At 58.9% G+C, this 21,137-nt stretch carries 12 protein-coding genes; 5 read left to right on the plus strand and 7 right to left on the minus strand.

All coding sequences use genetic code 11. The features are described from left to right. The first annotated feature begins 402 nt into the window (after positions 1 to 402). Entirely contained in the window at positions 403 to 5,370 is a 4,968-nt protein-coding gene (locus tag HY298_03265; protein MBI3849301.1) for an Ig-like domain repeat protein, read from the plus strand. Between the two features lie 114 nt (positions 5,371 to 5,484). Here HY298_03265 and HY298_03270 read toward each other — a convergent pair whose 3' ends face one another. The 6 genes from HY298_03270 to HY298_03295 all read right to left on the minus strand — a co-directional run bounded on the left by HY298_03270 (position 5,485) and on the right by HY298_03295 (position 15,859). Next, positions 5,485 to 6,654, minus strand: coding sequence for a DUF1080 domain-containing protein (locus HY298_03270; GenBank protein ID MBI3849302.1), 1,170 nt, complete (start codon positions 6,652 to 6,654; stop codon positions 5,485 to 5,487). Positions 6,655 to 6,889: 235 nt separating this feature from the next. After that, entirely contained in the window at positions 6,890 to 8,650 is a 1,761-nt protein-coding gene (locus HY298_03275; GenBank protein ID MBI3849303.1) for a hypothetical protein, read from the minus strand. Between the two features lie 43 nt (positions 8,651 to 8,693). Next, the gene (locus HY298_03280; GenBank protein ID MBI3849304.1) at positions 8,694 to 9,593 is read right to left on the minus strand and encodes a PD40 domain-containing protein; all 900 of its coding nucleotides are present in this window, start codon (positions 9,591 to 9,593) and stop codon (positions 8,694 to 8,696) included. 206 nt (positions 9,594 to 9,799) lie between these two features. Continuing rightward, positions 9,800 to 10,363 (minus strand): sigma-70 family RNA polymerase sigma factor, encoded by a 564-nt coding sequence (locus HY298_03285; protein ID MBI3849305.1) that lies wholly within the window; start codon positions 10,361 to 10,363, stop codon positions 9,800 to 9,802. A gap of 276 nt (positions 10,364 to 10,639) precedes the next feature. Continuing rightward, positions 10,640 to 13,672 carry a tetratricopeptide repeat protein gene (locus HY298_03290; protein ID MBI3849306.1) on the minus strand — a complete coding sequence of 1,011 codons (3,033 nt, stop codon included), beginning with the start codon at positions 13,670 to 13,672 and terminating at the stop codon, positions 10,640 to 10,642. Between the two features lie 198 nt (positions 13,673 to 13,870). Beyond that, positions 13,871 to 15,859, minus strand: a complete 1,989-nt coding sequence (locus HY298_03295) for a hypothetical protein (protein MBI3849307.1) — start codon at positions 15,857 to 15,859, stop codon at positions 13,871 to 13,873. Between the two features lie 254 nt (positions 15,860 to 16,113). On the opposite strand from HY298_03295, the gene HY298_03300 reads away from it, so the two are divergent. The 4 genes from HY298_03300 (at position 16,114) to HY298_03315 (ending at position 20,238) form a co-directional block, all read left to right on the plus strand. Next, positions 16,114 to 17,244, plus strand: a complete 1,131-nt coding sequence (locus HY298_03300; protein MBI3849308.1) for an exo-alpha-sialidase — start codon at positions 16,114 to 16,116, stop codon at positions 17,242 to 17,244. A gap of 168 nt (positions 17,245 to 17,412) precedes the next feature. Continuing rightward, entirely contained in the window at positions 17,413 to 18,432 is a 1,020-nt protein-coding gene (locus tag HY298_03305) for a phosphoglycerate dehydrogenase (protein MBI3849309.1), read from the plus strand. A 220-nt stretch (positions 18,433 to 18,652) separates the two neighbouring features. Further along, entirely contained in the window at positions 18,653 to 19,606 is a 954-nt protein-coding gene (locus HY298_03310) for a D-2-hydroxyacid dehydrogenase (protein MBI3849310.1), read from the plus strand. A 59-nt stretch (positions 19,607 to 19,665) separates the two neighbouring features. Beyond that, positions 19,666 to 20,238 carry an HDIG domain-containing protein gene (locus tag HY298_03315; GenBank protein MBI3849311.1) on the plus strand — a complete coding sequence of 191 codons (573 nt, stop codon included), beginning with the start codon at positions 19,666 to 19,668 and terminating at the stop codon, positions 20,236 to 20,238. Positions 20,239 to 20,323: 85 nt separating this feature from the next. Here HY298_03315 and HY298_03320 read toward each other — a convergent pair whose 3' ends face one another. Further along, complete coding sequence (locus HY298_03320) at positions 20,324 to 21,037, minus strand: hypothetical protein (GenBank protein ID MBI3849312.1); 714 nt, start codon at positions 21,035 to 21,037, stop codon at positions 20,324 to 20,326. Between the last annotated feature and the right edge of the window lie 100 nt (positions 21,038 to 21,137).

A 21,137-nucleotide genomic window follows, 5' to 3' on the forward strand; every position in this document is an offset into this window, starting at 1 on the left:
ATGAGTTACTGGATCGCGTGATCGCGGGAGTGAAGTTCGTCGATGGTGTCGAACTCAACCCCAAGGCAATAGCAGCGTAAACACATTTACCCTTGGGATGCCCTCCACCCCCCGCCATCCACAACTTTTGGAAATTTCTCTTTCCGTTGCCCCCCGGATATTATCCCAGCCAAATTCATCGGAGAGTTGTTGCTCACGTTTTCAGATGGAACGGCGACATTTCCAACTTTCACCAGTGCTCTGTAGATTGACCTGGGTCAAAAAAAAGATCGGTTCACGTCTGGACCAGTTAAGGGACAAGTTGCTGCATCCGTGGGTTTTGTCTCCACGAGGAATCGTCACGGCAATTTTGAGTAAAGTATTAGGTTGCTCTCTTGAAATAAAAGTTGAGGCTCTGTCATTGTGAATGTTCAAAAGGCAGTGACAGCACTGCTCGTTTTGAATGCAGGCGTGGCGGCATTATACGGGCAATTCGCTCAAACAAACATCTTCAGCGGTTTCAACTTATCCATTCCCGATGCCAATCCAGTTGGCGTGCAGGACCTCCGCAGCGTTGTCTCCGACATCGTTCGTATCACATCGGTGCGGGTCCGGCTGAAGATTTCCGGTGAGTTCAATGGAGACCTTTACGGCTTGGTGCGCCACAGCAGCGGGACCACGAATCGCATCAGTGTATTACTCAACCGGCCGGGACGGACGACCACCGACCCATCCGACGTTCCTGGTTATTATGGTTACCCCGACAGCGGCTTTGATGTGACTTTTGCCGACTCGGCTGCCAACGATGTCCACTCGTACCGTGAGGTGACAACCCCGCCCGCCGGTTTTGCCTTGTCTGGGGAATGGCAACCGGATGCCCGTTTTGTGGATCCGGTAAATGTAACCACGAGTTCTCCGCGAACCTTGTTTTTGAATGAATTCGAAGGGTTGAGCGCTAATGGGGAGTGGACATTGTTCCTGGCAGACGTGAGTGGGGGCGCCTCCAATAATGTCCTGAACAGTTGGGGGCTTGAAATCAACGGTCAGGCGATGCCCTCGATCGCATGGACCAATCCAGCGGCCATCACTTATGGCGTGGCACTGGGCACCGACCAGTTGAATGCCACCGCCGATGTGCCGGGCAAATTTGATTACAATCCTTCCGCCAACACAGTCCTCGCTGCCGGCAGTAATCAGACTCTTTCTGTAACGTTCATCCCGGATGACACGAATTCTTACGTCGTCGCCACGGCCAATGTCACACTGACCGTGGCGACCGCGACGCTGATCGTCACTGCCGATTCCCAGTCACGAGCTTACGGGAGCACCAATCCACCCCTGACGGGCACATTGACGGGTGTGCAAAACGGCGACAACATCACCGCCAGCTTCCACACCGTTGCCGACGCCAACAGCGCGGTGGATTATTATCCGATCACGCCGGTACTCGACGATCCCGACGGGAGGCTGGGCAACTACAGCGTGCTCACCGACACCGGGACACTCAGCGTTGAACCAGCGCTGTTGATCGGCACGGCTGATAACCAGATCAGGTTCTATGGCCAGACCAACCCCGTGTTCACCGTGACCTACACGGGATTCGTCAACGGAGAGAATGCCGGTGTCTTGACCGGCACGCCGGGGGGCAGCACAGTGGCGAACACCAACAGCGCAGTCGGTGATTATCCAATCCAGGGGTCGATCCAGAGCACGCCCAACTACACGATCCGCTATGTTGACGGAACTCTGACTGTGACGCCGGCGCCGCTCGTGGTGGCGGCCGACGACACCAGCCGTGCCTACGGCCAGACCAATCCCCTGTTCACCGCAACCTGCCGCGGGCTGGTCAACGGCGAGGACACCAATGCGCTGGGCGGCGCGTTGCTCTTCAACACAACCGCGGTCACCAACAGCCCGGTGGGGACCTATGCCATCGAGCCGGGCGGACTTACCTCGACCAACTACGCCATCACCTTCTCCAACGGCACGCTGACCGTCACAGGCTTTGCGCTGACCGTCAGCGCCGACAATCAGTCCCGCACCTACGGAGCCGCCAATCCGCCGCTGACGGGCACGCTGGCGGGCGTGCAGAACGGCGACAACATCACCGCCACGTTCCGCACTCTGGCCGACACAAACAGTCCGGTGGGCACGTATCCAATCACGCCCGCATTCGACGATCCCGATGGGAAGCTGGGCAACTACAGCGTGCCGGCCAACACGGGGACGCTCACCATTGAACCTGCACAGTTGACCGGCACGGCTGATAACCAGATCCGGTTCTATGGCCAGACCAACCCACTGTTCACCGTGAGCTACACGGGTTTTGTCAACGGAGAGAACGCCGGCGTATTAACCGGAACGCTCAGTGGTGGCACAATTGCCAACACCAACAGCCCGGTCGGTGACTATCCCATCCAGATGTCGGACCAGAGCGCACCCAACTACACGGTTCATTATTTGGATGGAACTTTGACGGTGACACCAGCGGCTCTAATGGTGGCGGCGGACGATACCCGCCGCGCCTATGGCCAGACGAATCCGCCGTTCACAGCCACCTGCCGCGGGCTGGTTAACGGCGAAGACACCAATGCACTGGGCGGCACGTTGTTCTTCAACACAACCGCCGACACCAACAGCCCGGTCGGAACGTATGCCATCGAGCCAGGCGGACTGACCTCGACCAACTACGCCATCACTTTCTCCAACGGCACGCTGACCGTGACGGCCTTCGCACTGACTGTCAGCGCCGACAATCAGTCCCGAACCTACGGAGCCGCCAATCCGCCGCTGACGGGCACGCTGGCGGGCGTGCAGAACGGCGACATCATCACCGCCTCGTTCCACACTCTGGCCGACACAAACAGTCCGGTAGGCACATATCCAATCACGCCCGTATTCGACGATCCCGATGGGAAGCTGGATAGCTACACCGTGCTCACCAACCTCGGCACGCTTACCATCACCAAAGCAGCGAGCCGGTCCGTCCTCGTCTCCTCTGCTAACCCGGCGTTGGTAGGTTCGAACGTCACGTTCACAATCAACTTGACCTCACTGGCTCAAGGCAGTGGCCTGCCTTCCGGCACAGTGCAATTCAAGATTGATGGAGCCGACTACGGCGCCCCAATAACGTTGGTGGACGGCAATGCCAGCCTTAGCACCGCAACACTCCCGGCGGGTGAGCACACCGTCAGCATCGATTACGCCGGTGACAGTAATTTCCTTGGTGACACGGCGGTGCTTGTTCCAACACAAGTCATCGATACACCGCCAATAGCTATCGACGACGTCATAGCACGAGTTTCGAGCGGTGGAACGCGGGTGCCCTTGAGCTTCCTGCTGGTGAACGATTCGGATGCGGATGGAGATGCGCTGGTGTTCGACGCCGTGGACGCGACCAGCGCTGCAGGCGGGACACTCAGCGTGGCCGACGGCTGGGTCTTTTACACGCCACCCGCCGGATTTACCAATGACGATTCGTTCAATTACACCGTGCGCGATGGCCGCGGCGGGATGGCAACCGGAAGTGTTGCCGTGTCAACGTTGGCGGATCGGGCGTCACCGGCGAGACTGACGATTAGGAATTTGGGCAACGGGACTTTCCGGATTGAGTCTGCCGGTACTCCTTGGGGAAACTACACGATTGAATTTGCGGAACGTCCGACAAATCAGAACTGGGTGGTTGTAGCATTGGGGACGGCTGATGTATGGGGCAATTTCGCCGTGGAGGACACGCCGCCCAAGGGGACGCATTCAAGATTCTACCGGGCCAATTACCAGGGGGACGGGCCCCTATCCTTGCCGTTCAGCCTTGCCCTTTCCTCCTCGGCCAATCCGGCCTTACCAGGTTCGACAGTAACGTTTACAGTCAACGTCACCACGGTTGCTTCCGAGAACGTCACGCCTTCGGGCACAGCCCAATTCAGAGTTGATGGAGTGGATTACGGAAGTCCCGTGACGTTGGTTGGCGGCATTGCCAGCTTCAGTACCGCGACGCTCCCCTTGGGAAAGCACAGCGTCGGCGCCGAGTATTCCGGTGATGGGAACTTCCGCAATGCCACGTGTTTTCTGAGCGTCCCTCAAGAGATCAGCAGCCCACCGGTGGCCGGCGGAGACGTCATTCAACGCGACCCGTTCTACGGGACAAAAGTGAGTGTGAGCGACTTGTTGGCCAATGATTCGGAGCCGGGTGGCGATCCGCTGGTGTTCGACAGCTTCAGCACCACGACGACCGAGGGCGGAAATCTCACCAAGAGCGAGGGTTGGATTTTTTACACACCGCCAGCCGGATTCGTGAATGCCGATTCGTTCACTTACACGGTGCGGGACAGCCATGGTGTGACAGCAACCGCCACGGTTGAAATTGTCCCCCGCGTGGGCAATGAGCCATCCGCCAATTTGATGCTCGTGGATCTGGGCAACGGGACCTACCGCATTGTCTTTTCGGGCATCCCATGGCGGAGTTACGCCATCGAATACACGGAGAGCCTGGAGCAACCCAACTGGCAGGCCATCGCGACCATCACGGCTGATTCCAACGGCCTGTTCGAATATGAAGACGCCCTGCCGCCGGGAACACCGTCGCGATTCTATCGCTCGGTTTCCCCGTTCGCGGGGGTCACCGCTTCCCCGTTTCAATTTGCGGCGTGGACGAATTTCATTGCGCACACCAACGGGCGTACGATGGACATGTGGTCCGAAAGAGTTTATCCGCCGGGGTGGCCCGCCACTCCGCCGGTGTTGGCGTGGAACACCAACTGCCTGCTCTACGGTCTCAATGGGTTTACGGCCATTTCGCAATGCAATGAGTTCGAAGGTTCGCCGGGTCAGGGTCCCGTGACGCTTCTGACTCGCCGGCACGCCTATACACGGGGGCACGGGGAGGGCGTGAATGGGTTGCGCACAAACCATCTTGCCGGAAACAAGGTGTGGTTTTGCACCGCCAGCAACACCGTTGTGCAAATGACCATCGCGGCAGACTTGATCCGGCTGGACTCTGCGGCAGGTAGCAACTATGATTACGCACTATTGGTTTTCACGGAAGATGTTCCAGAGAGCATCAGCCCGATCTCGGTCATCTCTCCGGCGGACCTCGAGATACATTACTGGAACACTCCCGATCTTCCCTACCTTTTTCTCGGCACGGAGCAGTTGGGACACTGCGCGGCTGGGGTCCCTCCATTTGTTTTTCCAATTGTGAAGGGGGGAGACAGCGGTTCTCCGAACATGATCCCCTCGCCAGACAATAAGTTGATCATGTTTTCGGGCCGGGCTACCAGTGGGTTCAGTTCTCAAATGCAAGCGGACATGGATGCCCTTTCTATCTATGAAGGACTGAACCCCGCTAACTATCAATTGCGCTGGTATGATCTGTCACCGTGGGAGCCGTGAGGAATCGTCTTCACGAGCAGCTTGAGCGGGATGGAGCGGATGCACGGCTTGCGACCGCCGTGAAAAACAGAAATAAGGCCGCTGAAGGCGAGCGGAGTTTTCGGCCGCGCCAAATCACAACTCCCGCCCGTAAAGATTCATGAACCTGACCCCACCGCCGACATCGCGCAGGCCGAACGCGCCGCGCGCAGGCGCATCCGCGGGCAACGTGAGTTGTTGCTTCTCCTTATCATTACGTTTCACGATTACTTCACGTGCCTTGACCGTAATGATGAAGCGTTGAAAATTCGCCGGCGTCGCGCCTTCAAGATTGACCGTTGTTCCCTGGCCAGTGCCCGCACGAAGCTGAATCGACGGCACTGCCGCCGCCTTGCCGTCCGACGGTTTGGCCGGACGGCAATCCAACACGAACTCCGCGTCGCCGAAATCTTTTTCCGTCCATAACACAGCCGCTGGGCTTGCCTCGCCTGCATTGAGCACGATGTGGTTGCCGCCAACCTGCCAACGCAACGCGGTCGCCGCATTCGTTTTCCAACCGCGCAAATCGAGGCCGGTGAAAAGCGTGCGAAAGCCGATGTCCGCTGGTGCGGTCAGTTCGTCAGCCGCACTGCTCGACGGTAGTTCCTTGATGCGAAGGTTGCGGAACTCCACCGGCGCGCCTTCCGACTCCAGCGCGAGATAACCTTTGCGATAGTTGCAATCCTCGCCGCCGGAAACTTCCTTGCCGTTCACGCTCAATCGGAGCACGCCGTTGCTGCCAACGATGCGATAGTGGTTCCACTCCGGAAAGCCTTTGCTGCAATTCTCCGACGGAAAACTGCGGTCACCATGATTCGGACTAAACGGCTTCATGCTCGCGCCATGGATGGGAAAGACGTCGCCGTGCGTGGTGAACCAGTCGGACTTCTTCCCGTGCTGCTTCTCGTATTGCTCAGCGTAACCGTGATCGAGCACCTGCACCTCGATGCCGCGCAGGAACGGCACCCCCGGCGCGGCGATGGGCGTGCCCCAGATGAACACGCCGGAGTTGCCGCCGCTGGTCAAATGCCGCCACTCGACTTCGAGAATGAAGTTCTCGTATTGGCGCTCGGTCCGCAGCGCGCCGGTGGGCTGGCCGGTGCAATGAATCATGCCGTCGCGCACGCTCCAGGTTTCGGGCGCGCAGTTGGCGTTCACCCAGCCCGTCAAATCGTGACCGTTGAAGAGCGGAAAAAAACCGTCGTTGTCATCGGCGAGCGCGGTGACACCTGCCGCCATCAGCAGAATCAGGGGGATCCGTTTCATACCGCCATCATGCCAGCCTCGCTGTGTGAATGCACGCTCAAAGGCAGGCGATGGTATCGGCGTTGGGCAGCGTGCGCACAGTTGTCGATCACACCGCCGACCAACTAGAACTTCTTGCCTCGACCGCTTGCCGCGCCGAAGTGAATCGAAGGCAGGCACGATCAGAACGCCGAAGGCAAGAAAGCTATGTCATAAGTGAGGAGCGCTCACGCCGATGAGAGACTCTTCCAACTGGCTAATCAGCCTTCACCCGGAAAAACTTCATCGCGCCGGTCGTGCTGAAAGTCTGCGGATTGGCCTGATTGGGGGCCGGCTGCCAATTCGGGGCGGCCAGGCTCGTGGTCTGTTCGAGCGTGCCCGCGCCGGTCCAGGAAAGGGTCGCGGTCTGATTCGCGTTGCGGAGCAGGGTCAGCAAAGGCGCAGGGTCACGGACCAGCGCCAGGGTATAACCGCCTCCCCCCGCGAGCGCAAGGGCCGGGGGAAGACCCACCGGGACCGTCGTCTGGCCGAAATCATTCCTCCCCCACGCTACGATCGAGGCGTTGCTCTTCACGGCCAGTGTGTGAAACCTTCCCGCCGCAATCGCCACCACCCCACTCTGCGCCGCGACGGGCACCGTCGTTTGACCGAAGTCGTTCCGTCCCCACGCCACAACCGAGCCGTCGCTCTTCAAGGCCAAGGTGTGAGCGGCTCCTGCCGCAATCGCCACCACTCCGCTTTGCGCCGCGACCGGCACCGTCGTCTGACCGAAGTCGTTCAACCCCCAGGCCACAACCGAGCCGTCGCTCTTCAAGGCCAGGGTGTGAGTACCTCCTGCCGCAATCGCCACCACTCCGCTCTGCGCCCCGACGGGCACCGTCGCCTGGCCGAAATCGTCCCATCCCCACGCCACGACCGAGCCGTCGCTCTTCAAGGCCACGTTGTGACGATCCCCCGATGCAATCGCCACCACTCCGCTCTGCGCCGCGACCGGCACCGCTGGCCCTCCCCACACCACGACCGAGCCGTCGCGCTTCAAGGCTCTGGGGCCGGCCGCAATCGCCACCACCCCGCGCGTCGAGGCGGGCACCTCCGCCTGACCCTCACCGTTCCTTCCCCATCCCACGATCGAGCCATCGCTCTTCAAGGCGAGAGTGTGACCGCCTCCCGCCGCAATCGCCATCACCCCGCTTTGCGCGGCGACGGGCACATCAGTCTGGCCATAGCTGTTGTCTCCCCACGCCACCACCGAGCCGTCGCTTTTCAAAGCTACGGTGTCTCCGGCGAGGCCAGTGACGCCGATCCCCGGCGTCACAACGAAGAATCCTCCCGCCGCAATCGCGACGACTCCGCTCTGGGCTGCGGTGGGCACGTCAGTCTGGCCATAGCTGTTGTCTCCCCACGCCACGACCGAGCCATCACTTTTCAAAGCCACGGTGTGAGCCCATCCCGCCGCGATCGCCACCACCCCGCTCTGCGCCGCGACGGGCACGGTCGTCTCGCCGGAGTCGTTCCTTCCCCACGCCACAACCGAGCCGTCGCTCTTCAAGGCCACGGTGTGACCATAGCCTGCCGCAATTGCCACCACCCCGCTCTGCGCCGCGATGGGAACCGTCGTCTTTCCGAAGGTATCGTATCCCCACGCTACGACCGCGCCATTCGTCTTCAAGGCCACGCTATTATCAAATCCCGCCGCAATCGCCACTACCCCGCTCTGCGCCGCGACGGGGACGGTCGTTATCTGGGCGTCGTTCCTCGCTCCCCACACGACGACGGCGCCGTCGCTCTTCAAGGCCACGGTGTGAGTATATCCTGCCGCAATCGCGGTGAACCGGGTGCCTGGTTCCACTGAGGGAAGGAAAGAGCTACCCCAACTCACCACGGTGCCGGAAGGGCGATTGGTCTGGGCTTGGGAGAGCGGGGCCGGGGACAAGAGCGAGAGGAGCACAAGCGAAACCAATTTCAAAGATGCTGCGGGAACCACGATCGCTGCGAGTAGTCCGGTGCTTTTCTTCATAGCTCTTGTTTGGTTGTGAACAGAAGATGTCTTGCTGATATTCCTACGGTGCCCAATCAAGCCCCTCTTGACCTCCATTGTACAGCAAGCTCACGGTGCCGCTGCCGATCGTGGTTTTGTAAATGGCTTTCGAGCCACTGACCTGGCTGTAAAAAGCCAACTCTCTGCCGTCGGGAGACCAGGTCGGAAAGCCGCTGTAGCTCTGAAGGGCCGTCACCGGCGTCCATCCGGTGCCGTCCGGATTGGCGATGACGATTTCAAGATGACAGTTCGACGTGCTGCCGTAACACACCACTCCACCGAAAGCGATCTTGGTCCCGTCTGGACTCCAACTCGGAGCAATGCTCGAATTCCCCGGAATTGTGATCTCCGACCCGGTGTTCAGGTCGAGAACTCTCACATACCCGCCGCCGTAATAGGCAATTTTGGTTCCATCCGGCGAAAACTTGGGCGCATAACAAGCCCCGGCCCGGAGCAGAATCGGCGTGCCGACCGCTCCGGAAGCAGGGTTGACGCTCACAAGCCACAGGCCACCTCCGACTGCACTGGTGCCCGTGAAAAGAATCATTGTGCCGTCTCGAGACCAATCATGTCCGCTGCCCTCCGCCGGTGCGACGGCAAATATCCGTCCGCCTTTGATTTCGCCTTTGGCTTCCATGACATAGATCGTGCTTTCAAGCGAGGTGGCACGATGGAAAGCAATGTATTTCTGGTCCGGGGACCACGCCGGGAAAGCGCCTTCCACACGGGTTAATTGCGCGACGCCCGAGCCGTCCGAATTTATCGAGAAAACTTGGGAAGAGGTTTGATGCGTCTTGCGGTCCGTGACCGGCGCGGAAAACGCGATGCGCGTTTGTGCTGTGGCGCGGTGGGTGATTGCAAACGTAACGAGCAGGGAAAGCACCGCTCCCAGTAGAGGGTTGATTTTGTTTTTGGTTTTCATGATTCAAATGGTTTTGGTTTTACAAGTTGTGCGGTCATTCACTCTCATAAGCGGAATTTCGGGGAAAAGCGGGCCACGGAAATGGAAGATTTTTTGGTGGGGTTTTAACCACGGATGAACGCGGATGAACGCGGATACGAAGACGCGAAGTCGCACTCCACACTTTTTATCCGTGTGAATCCGTGTCTATCCGTGGTGTTTTCTCCCTACCGGTCCTGCTGCGCTTTGATTTCTTCGTGCAGCCAGGCGCGGGCGAAGGCCCAATGGCGCTTGGCCGTGCGCTCCGAAATTCCGAGCGCTCCGGCCGCCTGTTCGAGGGTCAGGCCCACGAAATACCGCAGCTTCACCAGTTCGGCTTTTTGCGGATCGAGCACGGCAAATTTTTCCAACGCCTCGTTCACCGCCAGCACCTTGTCGTCGGTTTCCATGACCGCCGAGGCGATCTCCGGCATTTCCACGCGCCGCTGACCGCCGCCGTGTCGTGCGGCGCGTTTGCGGCGGGCGTTGTCCACGAGAATCCGTCGCATCGCCTCGGCGGCAGCGTTGAAAAAGTGCGTGCGGTCATTCCACTTCCGTTTTCCGTCGCTGGTGAGTCGCAGCCACGCTTCGTGAACCAGCGCGGTCGCCTGAAGTGTCTGGCCTGGCGCTTCCGACGCCATTTTCGCCGCGGCGAGTCGCCGCAACTCCTCGTAAACGAGTGACAACAATTCATCGGCAGCTTTCGCTTCACCGCGACTGATGGCTTCAAGGATTTGTGTAACTTCGCTCATGGGCTTTGGTTGCTATGTCGCGCAGCGTTTGGAGTGCGCGGAAGCTCGGTCCCGCTTTTCTGCGCAAGACAAACAAAGCAAAAGCGCCGACAAGGTCTTAGCCGTAACTTTGCAAACAGAAACAAGGCTCGCCCTCACCCTGACCCTCTCCCCCAGGAGAGGGCATCTCCTATGGACACGTTGGGAAAAGTTAATGGCCGGTGGGCCTTCTCCAGCGCTGGAAAAGATTCTCCCTCTGCCAATCGCATCGAGGTCGCGAGTCACGCCGTTCATGTGTTACTCTCGGAATGGAGTATTCGACTCGTACAGCTTCAGTCGCGTCGTGAGGTCGTTTTTCGTTTTCTCATCCTGACAAAGGCCGATGGCCTCCCGTTGAACGTCGGCTGCCTTTGCAAATTCGCCAGCCTCAGCGTAGGCAGCCGCCAGCGTGTCCAGAAACTCCGGATCTTTCCGCTTTGTCCCCTCGACGGCCTGTTCCGCGTACGATAGGGCATTACTCCCGTTCCTGATTGCCGAATCTCTGCTCGTGGCTAAGATCCAGGCGAGTTCATTCATTGACGCCAGTGTGTCCGAATGGTCCGGCCCCAGCCTGGCCTTCCGAAGTTTCACCGTCTCCTCGAAGAGCGGCAGGGCTTTGTCAAACTTGCCAGCCGCTCCGTAAGCGATCGCCAGGTCCGCCATCGCGCCCCACGTCTGCTGACTGTCCGGTCCATTTTTTGCTCGAACGAGTTCAAGCATCTCCTCCCGGACCAGCACCGCCTGGTCGAACTTGCCGGCCGCCTTGTAGGCGACCGCCAGGTTCCACATCGCTTTCCAGGTTTCCGGATGATCCGCGCCCCGTTTGGTCTTTTGAAGATTTAGCGCCTCCTCCATCAGGGGCAGTGCCAATTCAGTTTTGCCACCGCGCCGATAAGCAATCGCGAGGTTGTTCATCGCTGGTACCAGCGTATCGGGGAGGTCGTAGGCCGTCTTGGTTCTCGTCAACTTGAGCGCTTCCTCGAGGAGCGGCAAAGCTTTATCGGTGTTACCGGCCTGGCTGTAAACGGTGCCGAGATTGGCCATCACGTTCAGCGTCAGTGGATGGTCCGGTGCCAGTTTGGTTTTTGTGAGTTTCAGTGTTTCCTCCAGGAGCGGGACAGCTTGATCGAACTTGCGGGCTTCACCGTAAATGTTGCCCAGGACCATCATCGTGCCCAACGTCTCCGGATTATCCGGCCCCTGGCTGGCCTTTCGGAGTCTGAGCGCCTCCTCCGCGACCGAGATAGCTTTATCCAGCTTGCCAGCCGCTCGATAGGCTGACGCCAGATTTTCCATGGCGGTTGGGATGACGGGGTGGCCCGTTTCCAGAGTGGCTTTCAGCGGTTTCAGCGTTTCTTCCAGAAGCGACACCGCCTGGTCGACCTTGCCCAATTCCAGATACGACAGCGCGAGGTTGCACGTGGCGACGAGCGTGAGCGAATCACCAGGCCCCAGTCTGGCTTTCGCCAGTTTGAGCATTTCCCCTCGAAGGGCCAGAGACTGATCGCGCTTGCCAACGGTTCTATAAAGATTGCCCAGGCTGTTCATGGACCGCAGGGTGTTCGTATGGTCCCGCCCCAGCGTGGTCTTCTGAAGTTTCAGCGTCTCCTCCAGCAGCGGCAGAGCTTGATCGAGTTTCCCCGCCGATTCGTAAGCGGTCGCAAGACTGTGCATTGAAGTCAGCGTGTCCCGGTGGTTCGGCCCCAGTTTTGCCCGGCGCAATTCCAAGGCCCGTTGGAGATGCGCTACGGCTCGCTCCGACTCGCCCACATCGGTCAATGCCACTCCGATCGTCCATTTGATGGCGGCTTCTTGCAGCGGCCGGTTTTTGAAACGATCGCTGATCCGCTCGGCAGCGCGGTCCAGCGCCTGGCGCACGGTGAGGTTGGGGTCCGGCGTGAAGTGCGCGTTCGCCTGGGAATAGCTGGAGGCCTGCCGCAACAAATCGTCCTGTAGAAAGTCATTTACGGCTTGGGCGATGGCCGCCTGCTCGGCAGCGCGGAAAAATGAAACCGTCGAGAGCGTTGTGCCAATCACGAGTGACGCCACGACTGCGCTGCCGGCTGCGAAGGCCAGCTTGTTCCGCCGCACCATTTTTTGAAGCCGGTAAAACCTGCTGGGCGGACAGGCCACGACCGGTTCGTCGTTCAGATGCCGCTGAATGTCCATCGCCAGGCCGTTGGCAGTCTCATAGCGGCGGGCGCGGTCTTTCTCCAGCGCCTTCATCACGATCCAGTCGAGATCGCCGCGGAGTTCACTCGCGAGCTTCGGCGCCTCAATCCCGCGGCGTTGCGCCGTAGTGCTCAGTTCGTTTTGCGCCAGCGTGCTGACGCGAGTCGAGGGACGAGGCGGTTCCGTTTCGCGAATCGTGCGGCGCATTTCGTCGAGACCAATTGCAAGCAGTTCCTTCGCATCAAACGGAGTTCTGCCCGTGAGCATTTCGTAGAGCAGCACGCCCAGCGCGTAAATGTCACTGCGCGTGTCAATGTCCAGACTGGTCAAGACCGCTTGCTCGGGGCTCATATAGGCCGGCGTGCCGATGAATTGCTCGAAGGCGGTGAAGACGGTTTTGTTCGTGAGCTTGAGGCCGCCGGTGGCCTTGGCGATGCCGAAGTCAATCACCTTGGGCACGGGCACGCCGTCGTTGATCGTGACGAGGATGTTCGAGGGTTTGATGTCGCGGTGAATGATACCCTTCTGGTGCGCATGTTGAATGGCCTGGCAAACCTGGATGAACAAATCGAGCCGGGCGTGGGTCGAGAGCCGGGCTTCGTCACAATACTCAGTGATCTTGAGGCCGCGCACGAGTTCCATGACGAAGTAGGGCCGGCCCGTTTCGGTGGCGCCCGCGTCCAGCACCTTGGCGATGTTCGGATGGTCCATCAACGCGAGGGCCTGCCGCTCGGCCTCGAAGCGGGCGATGACGGATTTGGTGTCCAAGCCCAGTTTGATGACCTTGAGCGCGACGCGACGGCTCACCGGTTCTTCCTGCTCGGCCATATAGACCACGCCGCAGCCGCCCTCGCCGATTTGCTGGAGCAGCTTGTAGCGGCCAATCCGATCGCCGGCCTTTTCAAAGGGCAGGGCGTTCATTGTTTTCGCCGCCGCGGGATCCATCGGTGAGTCCAGAAACTCACACTTGGACTCGCACGCATTGAGCAGCGACTCCATGCGCTGGCGGAGCGCGGCGTCGCCGCCACAGGCGTGATCGAGATGCGCCGCGCGCTGCCCGGCTGGCAGTTCCATCGCCGCATCAAAGATGGCGGCTTCCCGTTGGTGCGATTCGCTCATGGGATGACGGTTCTGCATTTACCACATAAAGCGAGATTCGGAAAGAAAAAGGGCCACCGTTGCGAAAAGATCGGACCGCCTGGTTGCGTTAAGTTTTGGCGCACGGACTTTTTGCCAATTAGCGCACAGATTCCTACACCAGCAGTTTGACTGAAACCAACACCTCGTACAAGAGCCGACGCACTACCGCTTTGGTGGTTAATTCTCCACTTCCAGGCAATCAACCGGCAGGAGGCCCGCTTTGGCGCGCATGACGATTGCGTGGAAACCATCGCGCAGAGTTGCGCTTGTCCAGACGACCTGCGAGGTCGCCGGTTGCTCCGCGTGCAAGTCGATCTCTCCAGCCGAGTGGGCATCCACCAGGACTTCAACCCGTCCGAACTCTGGACCGCGCGGACTCCACAGCGCCATCCTACGACCGACGACGTTCCATTTGACGCGCGCGTTTTCACGACGCGACAGCACTCCAACTCCGTGCCGAAATGCGGACTCGCGCCGCTCCTGCCAATTCGCTTGATTCTCACCCGCGCCCAGCAACGCCTCGGTGTAGAGATAATAAAGCTTGGCCGACGTCGGTTGTCCCGAAACACGAAATTGTTCGACGGATAAATGGCTGTGCGGTTCCACCATCAGACCGAGCGCGCCGGGAGCGGGCTCATCCTCCAACACGCGATTCCGTTCCTCCCACAAAATCCGATCGTTGGCCAGCAGCCGCGTATCGCCGTTCGCCCGATGTTCCAAGGTGAAATTCCACAATGAAGAATTGGTCACCCGACCCGAAGCCAGCGTCGTTTCTTCTCCCGGTTTGTTAACCATGACAATCCGCCAACCATCCGGCGCGAGTTCAACACCGCGATAGTGTGAGCGCATTAAGGGATGAAGCGTCGCGTCGGATTGCGGGACATTCGGCCCCAGGACACCGCGGTAATCCCAGAAAAGCCGAGCCACTCCGCGCACCTGCATCGTGGCGTCCAGTTTGAAATCACCGTATTCGCGCCGCAAGCAGGTGAAACTTGGCCCCTCATGCCCGGTCAGAACAAAGCCACGTTTGCGTAATGGCTGTTTCCACGGACGGCGGGCGAGATTGACGGTGCCGAGACCTTTTGCATCGCGGCTGTTGAACATGACTTGAAATGTTCCGCTCGCGTCCACCCAGCCGGAGAAAGTTTGTCCCCAGATACCAAAGAACTCGTTCTCCACATCCTCCGCGTGCCAGACCGAACCGTGCCGGAAAATCTCCCATGCGTCCGGCTCCGTGGCGCGCTCCAATGGCACGCGGAAAATCACATTGAAATTGCGGTTGAGCGCCACCGATGTCGCCGGCGCATACAAGTAACCGTCGTGCGTGAATGCCGGGAAAAACTCCATCAACGGTGGATGGTATTCATCCCTTTCGACATTGCGGACGAGTTGCCGTTCCGAGTACGGGCCGTCCGGTTTCGGTGACGTCATCGTGAACAAGACCCAACTGTTCGGAGCGCTGTCCATCATCCCGGCAATCAGCCAATCGGCCTTTCGCCGAACCAACGTCGCGGCGTAGGTTCGCTGGTATTTTCCGAGCAACGGCGTCAGCGTGGTGTTGCGGGTGATGGGTTGCGTCGCGCGATGGAACGGGCCTTCCGGTTTTTCAGCCCAGGCATAGGCGAGGCCGCCTTCCTGGTTGAAGTTCAGCTCGCCCCAGTCGTAAATCATGTGATAACGCCCCTCGGCGAAGACGACACTCACGTCCGGTGTGTGGCCGTTCTTGTCGAAAAGTTTTGCGTCGCCCTGGAGCACCGGGCCAAGATTTTGCCAGCGCCGGCCGCGATCCGTGGAGCGATGCAGCAGACAACGACTCGCGCAAGCGCCGTAACCCCGGCAATAGTCGCCGACATAGACATACCAGTTCCCGCTGACCGGATCGGCGAAAAAGAAACCGTTCACCGGCCACTCGAAAGGCGGCGAGCCGCGATGGATTGGATTGCCCGACGCGCGCTTGAAGGAATCGAACGAAGGATCGCCAAAAACCGGATGTCGCAACCACAAATCAACATGGCGCGATTCGGCGTAATCCAAATCGGTCACCCGACTCAAAGAGTCCCTTCGATCAAGACCCGGTTGCGGCGAGTTCGGCGCCACCGTCGTGTGCCGGACGCATCCGCAAAGACCCAACACGATTAGCGAAAGCAACGTGAGGAATGTTTTCATCAATGCGGATCGGCAATTCATTTAAACGCGTCCCAACTGAATTCGGGAAGAAACGATAGCCAATGCTTGCTACGCAAGGCGAGGGCAAGTTTCGCGGACGCTACTTGCGATATTTGATTTCCCCTCTATTATTTCGGCATTCCACTGCCTGAACATGGACAGAATGCAGCAGATAAATCATCATGAACTCGACCAAACAATTTAGACACACGGTCCCTTTTTTTGCCTTTGTTGCGCTTTGCGCCCTAGACGGAGTGCTGAAGGCAGCGGAAACGAACAAACCGGAAGACGCGAAACCGCCGGGAATCGTTATCGATCACCGGGCTGCCAGCACGCGGCAATACGTCGGCTCGCCGAGTATCGCTGTCCTGCCGGGCGGCGACTACGTGGCGTCGCATGATTGGTTCGGGCCGGGCAGCACGCAAAATCGCACCGTGGTCTTCGCGTCCAGCGACAAAGGACAGACGTGGAAACAGTTGACGGAGATCGAAGGGCAATGGTGGTCCACGCTATTCTTTCACCGTGGTGCGCTTTATATCATGGGCACGAGCCGTGACGGCGGGTACGCGGTCATCCGCCGCTCCACAGATGGCGGGAAGAACTGGACGACACCGCGCGACGCCAACTCCGGTCTGCTGCTTGGCGACGGCAAGTATCATTGCGCGCCAGTGCCGGTGGTCATCCACAATAGCCGACTCTGGCGCGCGATGGAGAACGTTTCTGGTCCGGGAGGCTGGGGTCGTGACTTCCGCGCGTTCATGATGTCGGCGCCGGTGGACGCCGATCTCCTTAACGCCACGAACTGGACGAGCAGCAATTATCTCGAAGGCAATGCGGAATGGCTCGACGGACATTTCGGCGGCTGGCTCGAAGGCAACGCGGTGGTGACGCCAGACGGACAGATTGTGGACGTGTTGCGCGTGGATTATCGGCTGGGCGCGGAAAAGGCGGCGATCATTTCCATCAGCGCGGATGGCAAACGTGCGACGTTCGATCCCAAGACCGGCTTCATTGATTTTCCCGGCGGCTGCAAGAAATTCACCATTCGCTACGATCCGCAGAGTAAACACTATTGGTCGCTGGCGAACTACGTTCCCGATTCCCAGCGCAACCAGAATCCGGAGCGGACGCGCAACACGCTTGCATTGATCAATTCGCCCGATTTGAAAACCTGGAGCGTACGAAGCATCATCCTCCAGCATCCGGACAGCGTGAAGCATGGTTTTCAATACGTGGACTGGCTGTTTGAGGGCGACGACATCATTGCCGCTGTACGCACAGCCTTCGACGACGGTCTCGGCGGCGCACACAATCAGCACGACGCGAATTATCTGACGTTTCATCGCATCAAGGATTTTTGCCATGCGTCGGATGGAAGAAATTGAGCTACGAGAACGAGATCAGGTTTAAGGTGTGAGAGGCTTCAACCCGAGAACTTTTGCGGACCGCGTGAAAGCTGGTTGCCCCGCCGAACAACGACACCGAGAGCTGGACCTTCCGATGTTTCGCACCGGACACTTGCGCCATTCAGCGCGGTCGCTACACTTTGCTCAATGTCCTGGAACGTCCTGATCACCTCATCTGCCGTTGCCAAAGTGGGTCAACGCGCACAGGAAATGTTGCGGCGCGCGGATTGCGATCTGATCACGCCTCCCAAGTTTGGCCCGCTCAATACCGCCGATTTGATGAGCCTGCTCAACGGAGTCGATGCGGTGCTAGCCAGTGTGGATCCCTACTCCGCCGAAGTGATCGAATCACCGGTTGCGGCCCGCCTGAAAATCATTTCGCGCTGGGGTGTGGGTTACGATTCAATCAACTTGGCAGCGGCGACCAAGGCCGGCATCGTCGTCACCTACACACCTGGCATGCTCGATGATGCCGTTGCCGATTACACATTCGCTCTGTTGCTCGCGCTGGCGCGACGGGTTCACGAAGGGCATCTGACAATGCGCGCCGGCGAATGGCGCGTCACTTGGGGAAGCGATGTGAGCGGCAAAACCCTTGGCATCGTCGGCTGCGGACGCATTGGCCAGGCCGTCGCCCAACGCGCCAGCGGCTTCAAGATGCGCGTGCTGTCAAGCGATGTTTCGCCCAGTCCAACGGCGGAGAAACTGGGTGTTCGATTCGTTTCGCTCGATGAACTACTGGCCGAAAGCGATTACGTCTCTTTGCACGCCGCGCTCACACCAGAAAGTCGTGGCCTGATCGGCGAAGCGCAATTGCGGAAGATGAAACCGACCGCATATCTCATCAACGCCGGGCGCGGTGCGCTGGTGGATGAGGCGGCGTTGCTTCGCGCCTTGGAGGAAGGTTGGATTGCCGGCGCGGCGCTCGACACTTACGTGACCGAGCCGTTGCCTGCCGAGCATCCGTTGCGCCGCGCCCCGAACGTGCTGCTCGCTCCGCACCAGGCATCGTTCGCGCGCGAAACCGGTGAACGCGTGAGCATGGCAGCCGCCCAAGCTGTCGTGGACCTCAAGGATGGAAAACGGCCACAGCATGTTTTGAATCCTGAAGTGTTCAACTCCGCCAGCCTGCGAACAAAACTTAAACCATCACGAGACACAAAATGAATTAGGACTATGCACTTGATTCACCTAATCGAACCGGAACGTGAGCTGAACGAAGTTCGTCTCTCTCTCCCCGCGAGGGACGAGCGGGGAGAGAGCCGGAGAGAGGGGTTTGCGAGCATAAGCCCCTCCTCTCCCCGTCCCTCTCCTCCTTCAGCAGGAGGAGAGGGAGTGACGTTCCGCACTCCGAAGGTAGAAAGGGAATCAAGTGCAAATACCTAATATGAAAATCGTTGTACTCGACGGTTACACGCTCAATCCGGGCGACTTAAGCTGGGATGAACTCAAATCTCTGGGCGATTGTGAAATCCATGACCGCACGCCGCCGCCGGAAGTTTTGGCGCGCGCCGCCGGTGCGGAAATTGTTCTTACGAACAAGACTGTATTGACCCGCGAACTCATTCAAAGTCTGCCGAAGCTCAAATACATCGGCGTGCTGGCCACCGGAACAAATGTCGTGGATGTCATTGCCGCCCGTGAGCAAAACATTCCAGTCACCAACATCCCGACCTATGGAACAAAATCGGTGGCGCAGATGACCTTCGCACTGTTGCTGGAGTTGACGCAACAAGTCGGGCATCACGCACAAACCGTGCGCGACGGGCGGTGGACGCGCAACATAGATTGGTGTTACTGGGACGGCGCGCTGATCGAACTGGACGGTTTGACGATGGGAATCGTCGGATTCGGCCGCATCGGTCGCGCCGTTGCTGATCTGGCAGCCGCGTTCGGGATGAAAATTCTTATTCACGACTCGTTGCGGCCGCAACAACTTCCGGCAAATGTTTCTTTTGTCGATCTCGAAAATCTTTTCCGAAATAGCGATGTCGTAAGTCTGCACTGCCCGTTGACACCGGAAACGAAACAGCTCGTGAACGCTGAACGGCTCTCGTGGATGAAACACACCGCCTTCCTGATCAACACCAGTCGCGGGCCTCTGATTGATGACGCTGCGCTGGCTGCGGCGTTGGACGCAGGAAGAATCGCCGGCGCGGCTTTGGATGTTCTCTCTGTTGAACCGCCGCCCGCCGACAATCCGCTGTTGAGCGCCAGGAATTGTGTGATCACACCGCACATCTCCTGGGCAACGCGATCCGCACGGGCGCGTCTCATGCAGATTGCCGTCACCAATGTTCGCGCGTTTCTGAACGGACGTTTGGAGAACGTCATCAACTAACGGCGGCCCCTCTGGACTCGTGGATTAACACTGGCCACATGGAGAATCGAGATGCAAATATGACGCGCGATGTTGCTCTGGCCCTACTCAGGGAATACACGAAGTCCGAGTCACTTATCAAACACGCGCTCGCGGTCGAAGCCGCGATGCGCCATTACGCTGCCCACTTCGGCGAGAACATTGATCTCTGGGGCGTCACCGGCCTCATTCACGATTTCGATTACGAACGCTGGCCCAATCCGCCCGACCACACCCGCGAAGCCGCGCGCATCCTGCGCGAGCGCGGAGTGGATGAGGAAATTGTGGGCGCAATTCTTTCCCACGCCGAATGGAATCAGGATCAGTTCCCCCGCGACCGGCCCTTGCGCAAAACGCTTTTCGCGGTGGACGAACTGTGCGGCTTCATCACCGCCGTCGCTTATGTGCGACCGGAAAAGCTCACCGGCATGACCGCCAGCAGCGTGCGCAAGAAGATGAAACAAAAATCCTTTGCCGCCGCCGTCAAGCGCGAGGACATCGAACAAGGCGCGACGTTGCTCGGCCTCTCACTCGACAACCACATCACGCACGTCATCACCGCGATGCAGGGAATCGCAAGAGAGTTGGGCTTCGAGGGTGCTTCGCCGACGTAAGGAACGAGGAGTCAACGTAATCAGCCACCGTTTGCTTCGGGCAACAGGATCATTCCCGCCGGCACTGATGTTCTTGGCGACTTTGTTATTTCAACGCTGTCTTTGCTTCGTCGGGCAGTTCGATTTTGGTCGAGCCGACATCCTTGACTTCGACGACCATCGTCTGGTTGATGTCGATCTCGCGCTCGCCGGCAGTGACTTTGCCCTGGAGGTTGAACTCGTATTTTGGCAGCGCGCTGTCCTTGAGCCAGAATTTGACCGAGCCTTTCAGTGTTTTCATCTCCGGCGGCGGTTGACCTTCGCGGCGACGCGCGGCCAGCAATATCAATTCCTTGACTTTGTCTTCCGACAGCTCGCCGGCATAAGCTCCGTCCGCTTCCTTCAATTCTTTGACGCCGCCGAGCAGATCGACGGCCTCGGCGGCGGGCGTCTTCCATTGACGGATGCGACGCGCAATGGCCGCCGCGCCGCCCCCGGCCTGTTCAATATCGGCAAACGATTGCCAGCCTTCCAAAGTTTTTGCCGCGCCCTTTTCCCCTTTCATAAATATCTCGATGGACACACCGCCCGGTGTGATTATCAAGTAAGTGTAACCAGCCTTCTCGGTCTTGCCTTCAATCGGCCCGATGTTGCGCCCTGAGCTGCCGGTCTCGTCTTTGGGCGTCGTGGTCCAACTGTAATTGGGGCTGTCGCCGAGTTTTTTGGCGGCGGCGATGATTTTTTCTTTTGCGCCGGACTCCGCGGCGGTGAGCGTGGCCGTCGTGACAACCGTCAATCCAATCAATAAATATTTTTTCATAACGATTCTTTCCCACTTAATGGCGCACGCGGCGGGCGATGTCCAGCTTGCGTGTTGGAAAACTTTTTATTGGATCAGGTTATTGACTCCCTTTGATGCA

This window comes from Verrucomicrobiota bacterium, assembly GCA_016200005.1.
Classification (GTDB): domain Bacteria; phylum Verrucomicrobiota; class Verrucomicrobiia; order Limisphaerales; family PALSA-1396; genus PALSA-1396.

Excerpts from the sequence above, each read along its gene's own strand:
- HY298_03295 (MBI3849307.1), bottom strand. The coding sequence starts at position 15,859 with ATGAAAACATTCCTCACGTTGCTTTCGCTAATCGTGTTGGGTCTTTGC.
- HY298_03315 (MBI3849311.1), top strand. The coding sequence starts at position 19,666 with ATGACGCGCGATGTTGCTCTGGCCCTACTCAGGGAATACACGAAGTCC.
- HY298_03320 (MBI3849312.1), bottom strand. The coding sequence starts at position 21,037 with ATGAAAAAATATTTATTGATTGGATTGACGGTTGTCACGACGGCCACG.
- HY298_03305 (MBI3849309.1), top strand. The coding sequence starts at position 17,413 with ATGTCCTGGAACGTCCTGATCACCTCATCTGCCGTTGCCAAAGTGGGT.
- HY298_03280 (MBI3849304.1), bottom strand. The coding sequence starts at position 9,593 with ATGAAAACCAAAAACAAAATCAACCCTCTACTGGGAGCGGTGCTTTCC.
- HY298_03275 (MBI3849303.1), bottom strand. The coding sequence starts at position 8,650 with ATGAAGAAAAGCACCGGACTACTCGCAGCGATCGTGGTTCCCGCAGCA.
- HY298_03270 (MBI3849302.1), bottom strand. The coding sequence starts at position 6,654 with ATGAAACGGATCCCCCTGATTCTGCTGATGGCGGCAGGTGTCACCGCG.
- HY298_03285 (MBI3849305.1), bottom strand. The coding sequence starts at position 10,363 with ATGAGCGAAGTTACACAAATCCTTGAAGCCATCAGTCGCGGTGAAGCG.
- HY298_03290 (MBI3849306.1), bottom strand. The coding sequence starts at position 13,672 with ATGAGCGAATCGCACCAACGGGAAGCCGCCATCTTTGATGCGGCGATG.
- HY298_03310 (MBI3849310.1), top strand. The coding sequence starts at position 18,653 with ATGAAAATCGTTGTACTCGACGGTTACACGCTCAATCCGGGCGACTTA.